Source organism: Cupriavidus sp. H39, from assembly GCF_050271075.1.
In the GTDB taxonomy this organism is placed as follows: domain Bacteria; phylum Pseudomonadota; class Gammaproteobacteria; order Burkholderiales; family Burkholderiaceae; genus Cupriavidus; species Cupriavidus necator_B.
The window spans coordinates 385,226-397,649 of record NZ_CP189846.1; the positions used below are offsets into that span (position 1 = coordinate 385,226).

The 12,424-nt window shown below is 68.0% G+C and carries 12 protein-coding genes; 8 read left to right on the plus strand and 4 right to left on the minus strand.

Annotation, left to right across the window (positions count from 1 at the left end):
- Positions 1-158 precede the first annotated feature (158 nt).
- From ACOCMH_RS02175 to ACOCMH_RS02185, 3 genes are all read left to right on the plus strand, one after another.
- Complete coding sequence (locus tag ACOCMH_RS02175) at positions 159-1,826, plus strand: ShlB/FhaC/HecB family hemolysin secretion/activation protein (RefSeq protein WP_427307537.1); 1,668 nt, start codon at positions 159-161, stop codon at positions 1,824-1,826.
- 274 nt (positions 1,827-2,100) lie between these two features.
- Positions 2,101-4,329 (plus strand): TonB-dependent receptor, encoded by a 2,229-nt coding sequence (locus ACOCMH_RS02180; RefSeq protein ID WP_427307538.1) that lies wholly within the window; start codon positions 2,101-2,103, stop codon positions 4,327-4,329.
- Between the two features lie 106 nt (positions 4,330-4,435).
- Positions 4,436-5,212: a tetratricopeptide repeat protein gene (locus tag ACOCMH_RS02185; protein WP_427307539.1), complete on the plus strand. Its 777-nt coding sequence runs from the start codon at positions 4,436-4,438 to the stop codon at positions 5,210-5,212.
- Between the two features lie 13 nt (positions 5,213-5,225).
- On the opposite strand, the gene ACOCMH_RS02190 is transcribed toward ACOCMH_RS02185, so the two are convergent.
- A complete protein-coding gene (locus tag ACOCMH_RS02190) occupies positions 5,226-5,432 on the minus strand; it encodes a dodecin (protein ID WP_022537411.1) in 207 nt (68 codons plus the stop codon).
- 203 nt (positions 5,433-5,635) lie between these two features.
- Between ACOCMH_RS02190 and ACOCMH_RS02195 the strand changes: the two genes are divergently transcribed.
- From ACOCMH_RS02195 to ACOCMH_RS02205, 3 genes are all read left to right on the plus strand, one after another.
- Entirely contained in the window at positions 5,636-6,352 is a 717-nt protein-coding gene (locus ACOCMH_RS02195) for a phospholipase D family protein (protein ID WP_427307540.1), read from the plus strand.
- 116 nt (positions 6,353-6,468) lie between these two features.
- Positions 6,469-7,179 (plus strand): dienelactone hydrolase family protein, encoded by a 711-nt coding sequence (locus tag ACOCMH_RS02200; RefSeq protein WP_427307541.1) that lies wholly within the window; start codon positions 6,469-6,471, stop codon positions 7,177-7,179.
- Between the two features lie 106 nt (positions 7,180-7,285).
- Positions 7,286-8,842 (plus strand): acyl-CoA synthetase, encoded by a 1,557-nt coding sequence (locus tag ACOCMH_RS02205; protein ID WP_427307542.1) that lies wholly within the window; start codon positions 7,286-7,288, stop codon positions 8,840-8,842.
- A 5-nt stretch (positions 8,843-8,847) separates the two neighbouring features.
- On the opposite strand, the gene ACOCMH_RS02210 is transcribed toward ACOCMH_RS02205, so the two are convergent.
- Positions 8,848-9,549, minus strand: a complete 702-nt coding sequence (locus ACOCMH_RS02210; protein ID WP_427307543.1) for a glycine zipper 2TM domain-containing protein — start codon at positions 9,547-9,549, stop codon at positions 8,848-8,850.
- 132 nt (positions 9,550-9,681) lie between these two features.
- On the minus strand, positions 9,682-10,140 hold the full coding sequence (locus tag ACOCMH_RS02215; RefSeq protein WP_427307544.1) for a MarR family winged helix-turn-helix transcriptional regulator: 459 nt from the start codon (positions 10,138-10,140) through the stop codon (positions 9,682-9,684).
- A gap of 213 nt (positions 10,141-10,353) precedes the next feature.
- On the opposite strand from ACOCMH_RS02215, the gene ACOCMH_RS02220 reads away from it, so the two are divergent.
- Entirely contained in the window at positions 10,354-10,914 is a 561-nt protein-coding gene (locus ACOCMH_RS02220) for a YggT family protein (RefSeq protein ID WP_427307545.1), read from the plus strand.
- Between the two features lie 142 nt (positions 10,915-11,056).
- Complete coding sequence (locus tag ACOCMH_RS02225; RefSeq protein ID WP_427307546.1) at positions 11,057-11,335, plus strand: hypothetical protein; 279 nt, start codon at positions 11,057-11,059, stop codon at positions 11,333-11,335.
- A gap of 49 nt (positions 11,336-11,384) precedes the next feature.
- Here ACOCMH_RS02225 and ACOCMH_RS02230 read toward each other — a convergent pair whose 3' ends face one another.
- Positions 11,385-12,380 (minus strand): LysR family transcriptional regulator, encoded by a 996-nt coding sequence (locus ACOCMH_RS02230; protein ID WP_427307547.1) that lies wholly within the window; start codon positions 12,378-12,380, stop codon positions 11,385-11,387.
- Positions 12,381-12,424 lie beyond the last annotated feature (44 nt).

Sequence of the window (12,424 nt, forward strand, 5' to 3'; positions counted from 1 at the left end):
GATCGCCGGATCGCGGGCAGCGGCGCACTACCGATTCAACGTAGCGGCCACGCGCTGGACCAGCAGCATCGGACAGCAGGCGCCCGGGGGTAGCGGCAATCCCCACGCCCGTGGCACGCGACGTCAATAGCCGCAGTGTTTCTTACAGGGGTTTTGCCATGCGTGCACGTCATCGCGTTGCCGCGCTGCTGGTCGGCGTCGGCGCGTTCCATCACGGCCTGGTCCAGGCCGATCCGCGCAGCCCGGTCCAGGGCGATCCAACCCAGACGCTTCCCAAGATTGCGCCGGCCCGGCCCGACAGCCGCGTGACCGTGCAGGTCGAGCGGCCGCAGCCCGCCATGCAGGATCTGCTCAACGCGCGCCTGACGCCGCGGCGCTTTCGCATCGAAGGCGCCAAGACGCTGCCGTTCGAGGAAGTGGCCGCGCAATTCAAGCCGCTGGCCAACCGCGAGATTACGGTGGCGCAGCTGCTGGAGGCCGCCAATGCGGTGACGCAGATGTACAAGGAGCGCGGCTATCCGCTGTCGTTCGCCTTTGTGCCGGCGCAGGATTTTGCCAATGGCGATGTGCTTGTCACCGTGGTCGAAGGCTATGTGGCCAAGGTGACCGTGGCCGGCAAGGCCGGCCCGGCCGAGGGCCGCCTGCGCGCCATTGCCGAGAAGCTGCAGCAGGACCGTCCGCTGCGCCAGGACCGCTTCGAGCACTACGTCAACGCGCTGGCGCTGCAGCCTGGGCTGCAGGTCGCGGCCACGGTGCAGCCGCCGACTACCACCGACGGCGCCTGCGAGATGGTGCTTGAGGTCAGGCGCAAGCCGTTCACCTTCGGCACCGGCATCGAATACATGTCGCCGGGCCTGCGCGCCATCGCCACGGCGACCACCAACAGCCTGACCCCGCTGGGCGAACAGATCTCGGTGTCCGCACTGTTTCCCAAGGGCCGCGACAGCGAGGAGTACTACGCCGCCAGCTACGCCCAGCCGCTCGGCACCGAGGGCATGGTGGCGCGGCTCAATGCCTCGCACTACCGCGGCGTGCCGCAGAACGCGACGCTCGCGCCGATCGGCTTCAACCCGCGCTATGTCAACGACACCAAGCGCATCGGCGGCACGCTGAGCTATCCGCTGCTGCTGTCCAACGCCCATACGCTGACGCTGACCGGCGGCGTCTACGGTGCCGACCAGTTCGAGCGCTATACCCACACCGCCACCGGCACGCGCGTCACGCTCGGCACCAACGTGCGCGTGGCCACCGCCGAGCTGAGTTACGTGCAACGCGGCGAAGGTGTGAGCCGCAATGCCACGCTGGGCCTGTACAAGGGTTTCGATGCGATGGGCGCGAGCCGCCAGAACAACAGCAACGACCTGAGCTTCTTCCGCACGCGGCTGCTGCTGTCGCAGTCCAGAGACCTGCCCGCGGGCTTTGGCCTGACCGTGGCCGCGGCCGGCCAGTACAGCGGCGACCGGCTGGCTTCCGGCGAGCAGATCAGCTTTGGCGGCCGCTTCTTCGGCCTGGGCTATCCCGCCGGCGAAGTCGCCGGCGACAAGGGCTGGGGCGCCTCGGCGGAAATCAGCCGGCTGTTCCTGCCGGATCTGACCTACCTGCGCACGATCCAGCCCTACGTGTCGGCCGACGTCGCGCGCGTGTATTCCAACAGCGTGTCGCTGTCGCACCGCAGCCTGTCATCAGTGGCCCTCGGCGCGCGCTTCTCCGACCGGCGCTATTACACGCTGGACCTATCTTTGGCCCAGCCGGTCGGCGACAAGCCGACCAATGCCAGCCACCGCTCGCCGCGCATCAACATGATTTATTCCTACCAGTTCGACTGAACCCTGCCCGCTGAACGGTTCCCTGCACGGCCGGCGGCAGTTCAGCGCCGGCCGGTTTTTTTGGCCACGCCCGCCTCGCGGCGGCCTCCGCGAGCGCCGCAATTTCGCAACACTTTCGCCAGGTAGGGTTCCGGCATGCATGGCCAGCCTTGACCAGTCAATGACAAGCAAATGATAATACTTCTCATTATTGTTTCATTTTGCTAAACCACTGAGGCGTAAAGTGCAGTATTCGTCAGTCATAACAAGAAAGAATCACGGGAAGCTGGGTGCCATGCCACGACTGACCAGCGTGGTCGGCGCAGCGGTCGCGGCGGCGCCGGTGGCCGCGCAGGAGGCGCCCGCCAGGCCGGTCGACCTGCCGCAGGTCACGGTCACCGGGGACAGCGGTTTCAAGGCGGAAAGCTCGTCGTCGATCAAGAATCCCGAGCCGCTGCGCGATACGCCGCGCTCGATCACGGTCATTCCCCAGGAAGTCATCCAGAGTACCGGCTCCACCACGCTGACCGACGTGCTGCGCACGGTGCCGGGCATCGCGTTCGGCGCGGGCGAGGGCGGCAACCCGGTTGGCGACCGCCCCTTTATCCGCGGCTATGACGCGCAGGCCAGCACTTTCCTCGACGGTTTCCGCGATATCGGCGCGCAGTCGCGCGAGCTGTTCAACGTCGAGAACGTCGAAGTGACCAAGGGCCCGGCCGGTGCCTACGACGGGCGCGGCTCGGCCGGCGGCAGCATCAATATCACCAGCAAGGCGCCCAGGCTGGCCAATTTTGCCGAAGGCAATATCGGCGTCGGCAACGCGCAGTATGTGCGCGGCACGGCCGACGGCAACTGGCAGTTCGCCGATCACGCGGCGTTCCGTCTTAATGCGATGTTCCACGACCAGGACGTCGCCGGCCGCGATGCCGTGCACCAGAAGCGCTGGGGCGTGGCACCGTCGGTGGCGTTCGGCCTGGGGACCGACACGCGCCTGACACTGTCGTACTACCACATGCAGACCGACGACATCCCCGACGTCGGCATCCCGTACAACAACCCCGCCTTCACCGCGCGCCGCGACGGCCTGCCGCGCATGCGCCAGACCGGCGACGGCTCGCCGGTCAACGTGCCGCGCAGCACCTACTACGGCCTGCTGGACCGCGACTTCCGCAAGGACCAGGCCGACATGGGCACGATCCGCTTCGAGCACGATTTTTCGCCGGCGCTGAAGTTCCGCAACCAGACCCGCTTCTCGCGCACCAACCAGGACTACATCTACACGCAGCCTGACGACAGCAAGGGCAACATCTACTACGACCTGCTCTGGCGCCGCGTGAACACGCGCTATTCCACCGCGCGCACGGTGGCCAACCAGACCGACCTGTCGGGCGAGTTCCTGACCGGCGCGGTCAAGCACAAGTACGTCTTCGGCGTCGAGTTCTCGCAGGAAAAGAGCGAGAACGACAGCTACACCGTCGCCACCGGCAACAGCAGCTGCCCCAACGGCGCCGGCGCGGCCAGCGGCTACAACTGCACCACGCTGCTCAACCCCAACCCCAACGACCCGTGGGCCGGCAGCATCGCGCGCACCAATAACCCGACCAACGCCAAGACCAATACGGCGTCGGTGTACCTGTTCGACTCGGTCGAGCTGAGCAAGCAGTGGATCGTCAACGGCGGTGTCCGTCTCGACAGCTATCGCTCCAGCTTTACCGCGGCGCGCGCGGCCAACGGCTCGCGTGCCGAATACTCGCGCGACGACAACCTGTTCAACTACCAGCTTGGGGTGGTGTACAAGCCGGTGGAAAGCGCCAGTTTCTACGTGTCGTACGGCACCTCGTCGACGCCGGCGGGCGCGTTCCTGGCGCAGGGCTCGGACCCCAACGGCCTGGCCCCGGACCGCAGCGGCAACCGTGGCGACCAGCTCGCGCCGGAAAAGAACCGCTCGTTCGAACTGGGCACCAAGTGGGACGTGCTGAAGAACCGCCTGGCACTGACCGCGGCAATCTTCCGCATCGAGACCACCAACGCCCGCATCGTGCAGCAGGACGGCACCGCGGCGATGGCCGGCAACAAGCGCGTGGACGGCTTCGAGCTGGGCTTCTCCGGCAACCTGACCGACAAGTGGGCCTTGTTCGGCGGCTACACCCACCTGAAGAGCGAGCTGCGCAACAACGGCGGCGCGGGCGCGGCCTTCGGCCAGAGCAACGGCCAGTCGTTCCCGAATACGCCGGACGACAGCTTCAGCCTGTGGACCACGTACCAGCTGCTGCCGAACCTGACCCTTGGCGGCGGCGCGTACTACGTGTCGAAGATCTGGGGCAACCAGGGCACCAACAAGTGGGTGCCGTCGTACTGGCGCTTCGATGCGATGGCCGCGTACCGCATCAACAAGAACGTGGCGCTGCAGCTGAACGTGCAGAACCTCACCGACAAGACCTACTACAGCCAGGCCTACACCTCGCACTACGCGACCGTGGCACCTGGCCGCGCCGCGGTGCTGAACCTCAACCTGCGCTACTGAGCGCGGCGGCCGCCCAGGTCGCCAGCCCGCACTGCGCATCTGCACCACGCGGCACGCGGCCGGCCCCGGCTGCGTGCCGCTTTGCCTTTCAAGCGAAGCCCTTTGTATGGATACCCTGCCCTTTCGCGTCGCCACGCCAGTCGAACTCCACCAGCTCGGACCCGCCGCATTGCGCGACAAGCTCGCCGGCCCGCCGCACCTGGCGCTGCCGTGGCTGGGCGGCGCCGCGGTGGCGGGCCACCTCGACGCGCAGATGGTACTGGGCCAGTGGTTCCTGGCCGGCCATGGCGTCACGCGCGACGAAGCGCAGGCCTTCGCCTGGTTCAAGCATGCGGCGCACGCCGGCCACGCGGGCGCGGCCAACCTGGCGGGCCGCTGCTACGAAAACGGCTGGGGCACCGCACCCGATGATCGCGCCGCCGCGCACTGGTACACGCTCGCGGCCGAGCGTGGCTCGGACTGGGGCATGTACAACCTGGCCACGGCGCTGGTGCTGGGACGCGGCCTCGCCGCGGACCGGCGCGCAGCGCTCGGCTGGTACGAGCGCGCCGCGGCGCTTGGCCATGCCAAGTCGCTGAACATCATCGGCAGCTTCCATGAAGACGGCTGGGAGGTAGCGCAGGATCCGGCGCGCGCGGCCGCGTATTACCGCCAGGCGGCCGAAGGCGGCGACTTCCGCGGGCAGTTCAACCATGCGCGGATGCTGGCGCTGGCGGGACGCGAGGCCGAAGCGCAGCAATGGATCCGGCGGGTGCCGCAAACCGCCACCGGGCCCTTCATCGACAAGATGCTCGCATTCCTGCGCGACGCCCCGCAGCAAGCGCTGCAGCGTCTGTACGCGCATGCCAGTCAGGCCGCACGGGCGGCGGCTGCCGCCGCCTGAAAGCAGTGTGGGCTCAGGTCACGCGGAAGCCCACCTTCAACGTGACCTGGTAGTGCGCGATCTTGCCGTTCTGGATATGGCCGCGCGTTTCCACCACTTCGAACCAATCGATGTTCTTGATGGTCTCGCCGGCTTTGGTGATGGCGCTCTGGATCGCCTGGTCGCAGCCGTCGGGCGACGACCCGACGATCTCGACCAGCTTGTAGGTGTGGTTGGTCATTGCCTCTCCTTGGCGGGCGCAGCCGCAGGGGGTTGCCTCCATCATAGGCGCCGGCCGCGGATAGCCCCAAGCTTGCCGGGCGCAGATCCTGTTACACAATCGCCCTTTGCCAGTGGCGTATGCGGCTGCTACGCTGCGTTCCCGCCAGACAGGTGCGGCGCGCGGCGCGCGCACGCTGTCATTCACCGACGCAAAGATCCGCCGTGACTTATCGATTCATTCGCCGGGCCGTGCTGGGCCTGGGGCTGGCCACCGCCTTGTCGGCCTTCACCTCGTTCAGTCCCTTCGCGCTGCTTGCGCACGCCCGTTCGGCCTCCACCTTCGACCAGGTGTCCGAAACCATTGCCAACAGCATCAGCGAGACCTTCAACGAGGCCGTCGCCAATCACTTCCCCACCCGCACCGGCAAGCCCGCGCAACCGGCCCAGCCACCCGACGCCAGGCCGGTGCCCGCCAAACCCTTCGCCGAGGGCAGCGGCTACACCCTATGCTTCGTTCCCGATGGCGCAAGTTGCCAGGCACTGCTGGTCAATGCCATCCGCAGCACGCGACATCGCCTGCTGATCCAGGCCTATTCGTTCACCAGCGCCCCGATTGCCGAAGCCGTGGCGCAGGCGCACCGGCGTGGCGTCGACGTGCGCGTGATCCTGGACAAGAGCCAGCAGAGCGAGCGCTATACCAGCGCCACCTTCCTCAAGCACGCCGGCGTGCCGGTGGTGATCGACAGCAAGCCCGCGATCGCGCATAACAAGGTGATGGTGTTCGACGACCAGGCGGTCTTCACCGGGTCCTTCAACTTCACCAAGTCGGCGCAGGAGCGCAACGCCGAGAACGGCATGCTGGTCCGCGGCGACGCGGCGGTGGTCAAGGCCTATACCGACAACTGGAACAAGCGCTACCGGCAGTCGCGCGCGTACTGAGCGCTGCTCCACGCGGCCCCTGCACGAACCCGCGCGCGGTGGCACACTGGCGGGCTGACGTCGCCGCATGTTGCCGCGGCGGCCCGTGCAAAGTCTTTTCCGGAGAGCCCTTTCCCATGACAGCCATTCCTGACAGCCAGTGGATCCGCGTCGACACCGCCGCGGGCAGTTTCGATGCCTACCTGAGCCTGCCGCCGGCGGGCGTGCAGCCCGGCGCGCCGGGCATCGTGCTGCTGCAGGAAATCTTCGGCGTGAACGAGCATATCCGCGCCGTGGCCGACCAGTACGCCGCCGACGGCTATGCCGTGCTGGCGCCCGATGTGTTCTGGCGCCAGGCCCCGCGCGTGCAGCTGGGCTATGAGGGCGACGACATGGCGCGTGCCATGGCCTTGCGCAAGGCGGTGGACGTGGCGGCCGCGCTCGACGATATCGCCGCCACGGTGCAGGTGCTGCGCCAGCATACCGGCGCCGGCAAGGTGGCCGCGGTGGGCTACTGCTTCGGCGGGCTGCTGTCGTACCTGAGCGCGGCGCGCGGACTGGTGGATGCGGCCGTGCCCTACTATGGCGGCGGCATCCAGAACCAGTTGCAGGAGGCCGCGAATATCCGCGTACCGGTGCAGTTCCACTACGGCGCGCTCGACGCGCATATCCCACCCGACGCCGTGCAGGCCGTGCGCGAGGCGATGGCCGGCAAACCCGGCAGCGAGATCTTCGTCTACCCGCAGGCCGACCACGGCTTCAACTGCTGGGCGCGCGGCTCCTATCACCAGTCCAGCGCCGCCCTGGCGCACGGGCGCGCGCTGATGTTCCTGTCGGCATCGCTGTAGTCCGCACCCCGACGGCTGCCGGCTTGCCATGGCGAGGCGGCAGCCCTTATCCTCGGCGCTTGGCTTCAAGACTTGCTGGACCCCAACCATAACAATGGAGACCACCATGCAGTCAGAGCAGCAGCGCGCCCTGCGCAACACCATCCCCGACGCCATGGCCCGCGCCGTGCGGCGCAGCCCGGGCAAGACCGCGATCCGTTTCGGCGAACGGTCGTGGACCTTCGGCCAGCTCGATGACGCCAGCGCGCGCGTGGCCGGCGCGCTGGCGCAGTGGGGCCTGCGCCCCGGCGACCGGGTCGCCGCCTTCGGCAAGAATTCCGACGCCTATGTGCTGCTGTGGCTGGCCTGCCTGCGCAGCGGCCTGATCCATGTGCCGGTCAATTTCTCGATGACGCGCGCCGAGGTCGAGTACATCGTCACGCAATCGGGCGCCAGCGCGATCTTTTGCGACCCGGCGCTGGCTGACCGCGTCGATGGCCTGCCCTGCAAGCTCAGCGGCACGCTGCATGGCGGCGATCCGCGCGCCAACCCGCGCGATATCCTCGTTGCCGCCGCAGAGGGTCCGCCGGCACCCGTGTCAGATGGCCTCGCCGAGGCCCTGCCCGCGCAGATCCTGTACACCTCCGGCACCACCTCCGCGCCCAAGGGTGCCGTGCTGACGCATCGCGCGCTGCTGGCCGAGTATGTCAGCACCATTGCCGCCTGCGATATCCGCGCGTCGGACTATTCGCTGGCCGCACTGCCGCTTTACCACTCGGCGCAAATGCATGTGTTCCTGATGCCGCTGCTGCTGTGCGGCGGCACCACGCTGATCGCCGACAGCCCGGAAGCCGGCTATTGCCTGCGCACCATCCACGCCGAAGGCATCACCAGCTTCTTTGCGCCGCCGACGGTATGGATCGCGCTGCTGCGCCATGCGGAGTTCGACCCGGGCCGGCTGGGGTCGCTGACCAAGGCTTACTACGGGGCCTCGATCATGCCGGTACCGGTGCTGCTGGAGCTGCAGCAGAAACTGCCGGCGCTGCGCTTCTACAACTGCTACGGGCAAAGCGAGATCGGGCCGCTGGCCACGGTGCTGGGGCCCGACGAGCACGCCGCGCGGCCGGCATCGGCGGGGCGGCCGGTATTGAACGTCGAGACCCGCATCGTCGATGAAACCCTGCAGGACATGCCGCCGGGCGAACTGGGCGAGATCGTGCATCGCTCGCCGCAGCTGCTGACGCACTACTGGGACAAGGCCGAGCAGACCGCCGAAGCCTTCGCCGGCGGCTGGTTCCATTCCGGCGACCTCGGCTATCTGGATGCCGAGGGCTACCTGTACGTGGTGGACCGGATCAAGGACGTGATCAACTCGGGCGGCGTGCTGGTGTCGAGCCGCGAAGTGGAAGAGTGCCTGTACACCCATGCCGCGGTGGCCGAAGCGGCGGTCTTTGCGCTGCCGCACCCGAAGTGGGTCGAGGCGGTGACGGCCTGCGTGGTGCGCAAGCGCGGCCATGAGGCCGCCACCGAGGACGAACTGATCGCGCATGCGCGCCAGGCGCTGGCGCCGTTCAAGGTGCCCAAGCGCATCGTGTTCGTCGCGGACCTGCCGCGCAATACGGCGGGCAAACTGCTCAAGCGCCAGCTGCGCGAAGATTACGCGCAGCTGTTCGGCGCGGACTGACGCGCTCAGTACGGCACGGCCACGCCGTTGTCGATCCTGACGCGGTCGCCGATGCGCATCTGGTAGGCGTTGGACTGGGTCAGCGTCAGGTAGGCATTGTCGCTGGTGCGCACGCGCACCCGGTAGGCCGCGGCCGACGATCCGGTGCGCTTCTCGACCTCGTTGCCGGCCACCGCGCCGGCCACGGCGCCACCGATGGTGGCCACGGTATTGCCACGCCCGCCGCCGACCTGATGGCCCAGCAGGCCGCCGACGATGCCGCCGACCACGGCACCGGCACCACTGGTCGAAGGCGGCTGGCCCGGCACCACTTCAATCGCCTCGACCCAGCCATAGCGCACGCCGTAGCCCGGGTTGCCGTTGTGGTTGCCATAGCTGCCGTCCGGATAGGCCTGCTGCGGATACGGCTGCTGCGGATAGGAAGACTGCGGGTAGTCCGGCTGGGGATACCCTTGCTGCGGGTAATTCTGTTGCGGATAGCCCTGCTGCGGGTACTGCGGATACCCCTGCTGCGCGGGATAGCCGCTGATGGTGGTGCCGCTGCTGCCATAGCCCGTGCTGCCATAGCCGTTGTTGCCATACCCGCCACCGTAGCCCCCGCCATACCCCGAGCCATAGCCATTATCGTAGCCATACGGCGTGGCACACCCGGCCAGCGCACCGGCGCCAAGCACCGCAAGCACAACCGAACGAAGGGGGATGGACATGTCAGGACTCCTGCGCGCTGCGCGTGTTGGGGAATGCGCGCGAGTCTAGGGCTGCCGGCGGCCAGCGGGTGTCACCGGAGCTTGTGATTGGTAACCGCCTGTAACGGGGGTGCGATGCCGGCGTGGCCGCGCTCAGCCGCGCTCCGCGCCGTCGTCGTTGAACTGCGTGATGCGGGCCACGCGGAAGGCGCCGCGCAGCGATTCCAGCTCGGTCCGGTGCAGCATGGCCAGGCGGTTCAGGTAGCGCTCGCCCTTGGCCGTCAGGTGCACCTGCACCACGCGGCGATCCTCGGGGTTGAGCCGCCGCTTGACCAGCCCGGCGGCCTCGCAGCGATTGACCAGGGCCACCACGCCATGCTGCTTGGCCTGCAGGCGCTCGGCCAGCTCGCCGATCGAAGCCCAGTCCTTCTCGGCACAGCCGCGGATATGCAGCAGCAGCAGGTATTGCTGCACCGTCAGGCCCTCCTCGCGCGCCGCGTCTTCGGAGAACCGCAGGAAGCGGCGCAGCTGGTAGCGGAAGTCGGATAGTGCCTCGAAGTCGGCCTTGCTGAGCGGGGCGGGATGCGACGACGAGGCGGACTTGCTGGGCATGGGCGGCAAAAAAATGCGAAGGGAGGAAGAGGCGCGGAAACTGCGCACGCGCCCCCGTCGGGGCGCTCGCAATTATAGGGGCCGCACGGCACACCGCCAGTCGCGGCCGCGCGGCCGCCGGCAGCAGATCCCGGTTTGCGCCGTGCGCGCGCCCGGCTATGGCAGAATCTGTGCGGTTGCAGACACCTTCACCCGTCACCGGAAAACGCACCGATGTTCTCGGAAATCGCTCTCTTCTTGCTGGATACCGTCTTTACCCTGTTCGGCATGGCGCTGCTGCTGCGCGTATGGATGCAGCTGACGCGGCTGCCCACGCGCAATCCGGTGTCGCAGGGCGTGTTCCAGATCACCGACTGGCTGGTGCGGCCGCTGCGCCGCATCATCCCGGGTGTGGGCGGCATCGACTGGGCCACGATCCTGGCCGCATGGCTGACCGCGGTGGTGTTCCTGGCGCTGGTTGCGCTGATCAGCGGCATCGACTTGCCCGGCTTCCTGCCCGTGATGCTGCTGACCGCCGTGCTCTACGTGCTGAAGTGGGCCATCAGCCTGGTGATGTGGGTCACGCTGCTGATGGCGATCCTGTCGTGGGTCAACCCGCATTCGCCGATCACCCCGGCCATTGACCACCTGACCGCGCCGGTGCTGCGTCCGATCCAGCGCGTGGTGCCGCGCCTGGGCGGCTTCGATGTCTCGCCGCTGGTGCTGTTCGTAATTGCGCAGATTTTGCTGATGGTCATCGCGCGGGTCGGTGCGGGCGTGTTCGGCCTGCATTGAAGGGGGAACGATTCATCGCCACATTGTTCGCCGCCTTGGACAGTGTTTCGCGGAGCCGCGCTTTTTCCGAGCCGTGCGAAGTCCTACATTACAGGGCAACGCGGCGCTGACGCCACGCCCCTGCCAAGAAGGACTCCACACCATGAAGACCATGATCCAGCGCCGCACCCTGGCGCTTTCCGTGCTGTGCGCCGCCGGCCTGTCGTTGGCCGTCGCGGCCCACGCCGCTGAACCGGTTTCCGATCTCGCGCGCCTGGACGGCAGCAGCGCCCATGTGGGCAAGGCCGATCCGTACCTGGACGGCGCCCGCATCGGCCGCGCCGACCCCTACACCGATGGCGCCCGCGTCGGCAAGCCGGATCCGTTCACCGACGGCGCCAACGTCAGCGAGCGTCGCAACGCGTTCACCGACGGCGCCTGACACGCAGTGACTTGCCACGGCCCCGGCCGTGGCAGCCCGCCGGCGACCCTCAACCCGCCGTGCGGGCCTCTCCGGGCGCCAGCCCGTCCGCAGCGGCATCGAGGCCGCCATCCCGTACCGTCTCGGCGCCTCCCTCTGGTCCCTCCGGCGGCAACTCCGACACCATCATCGATTCGATCGCTTCCATGAAGGCGCGCACCTTGCGCGGCTGCAGGCGCCGGTCCGGCAGCAGCGCGAACACGCGCAGCGGCGGCAGCGGATAGTCGGGCAGCACGCGCACCAGCCGCCCTTGCGCGATCTCGGCCTCGCAATAGATCACCGATAGCCGGGCGATGCCCAGCCCGGCCAGCGCGCCCTGCAGGCGCAACTCGGCGTTGTGGGTCTGCATGCGCGGGCGAATCGGCACCGATACGGTCTGGCCGTCGCGGGTGAATTCCCAGACCGTGTCGCCGGGCGTGGTCAGCGTCGGCATGTTGGCCAGGTCTTCCGGGCGCAGTTGCGCCGGCAGGCTGGCCGCCAGCGCAGGTGCGGCGAACAGCCCGCGTTCGACGTGGTAGATGCGGCGCGCCACCGTGCCCGAATCCGGCAGGTCGGCGTCGACGATGACGAAGGCCACGTCAAAGCCATCGCGGATCGGATCGACCAGGCCCTGCGTGATTTCCACCGCCACATCCAGCGCGGGGTGTGCCGCCAGTGTGCGGCAGATCACGCCGCCCAGCTGCTGCGCGCCGAATTCATAGGGCGTGGCGATGCGCAGCACGCCCTGCACGCGCTCTTCGCGCGCCAGCGTTTCCTGGCGGATCTCGCGCAGCCGCGCGAACAGCGGCGCCACATCGCGATACACCGCCTTGCCCGCATCGGTGAGGCGCATGCGGCGCGTGGTGCGCTCCAGCAGCTTGGCGCCGATGGCGGTTTCCAGCCGCGCCACCGCGGCCGAGACGCGCGACTTGGGACAGTCAAGCTGCTCCGCGGCGGCCGTGAAAGTGCCCTGCTCGACCACGCAGCAGAACGCCTCCCAGTCATTCCATTGGATTGTTTCGTTCACCGGACAATGTTTCCCTGACAGCCTGTAGTTCTCCACGGTGGGCC

Coding starts and splice junctions, on each gene's coding strand:
- ACOCMH_RS02205 (WP_427307542.1), top strand. CDS start 7,286: ATGCAGTCAGAGCAGCAGCGCGCCCTGCGCAACACCATCCCCGACGCC.
- ACOCMH_RS02220 (WP_427307545.1), top strand. CDS start 10,354: ATGTTCTCGGAAATCGCTCTCTTCTTGCTGGATACCGTCTTTACCCTG.
- ACOCMH_RS02225 (WP_427307546.1), top strand. CDS start 11,057: ATGAAGACCATGATCCAGCGCCGCACCCTGGCGCTTTCCGTGCTGTGC.
- ACOCMH_RS02185 (WP_427307539.1), top strand. CDS start 4,436: ATGGATACCCTGCCCTTTCGCGTCGCCACGCCAGTCGAACTCCACCAG.
- ACOCMH_RS02175 (WP_427307537.1), top strand. CDS start 159: ATGCGTGCACGTCATCGCGTTGCCGCGCTGCTGGTCGGCGTCGGCGCG.
- ACOCMH_RS02190 (WP_022537411.1), bottom strand. CDS start 5,432: ATGACCAACCACACCTACAAGCTGGTCGAGATCGTCGGGTCGTCGCCC.
- ACOCMH_RS02215 (WP_427307544.1), bottom strand. CDS start 10,140: ATGCCCAGCAAGTCCGCCTCGTCGTCGCATCCCGCCCCGCTCAGCAAG.
- ACOCMH_RS02210 (WP_427307543.1), bottom strand. CDS start 9,549: ATGTCCATCCCCCTTCGTTCGGTTGTGCTTGCGGTGCTTGGCGCCGGT.
- ACOCMH_RS02200 (WP_427307541.1), top strand. CDS start 6,469: ATGACAGCCATTCCTGACAGCCAGTGGATCCGCGTCGACACCGCCGCG.
- ACOCMH_RS02180 (WP_427307538.1), top strand. CDS start 2,101: ATGCCACGACTGACCAGCGTGGTCGGCGCAGCGGTCGCGGCGGCGCCG.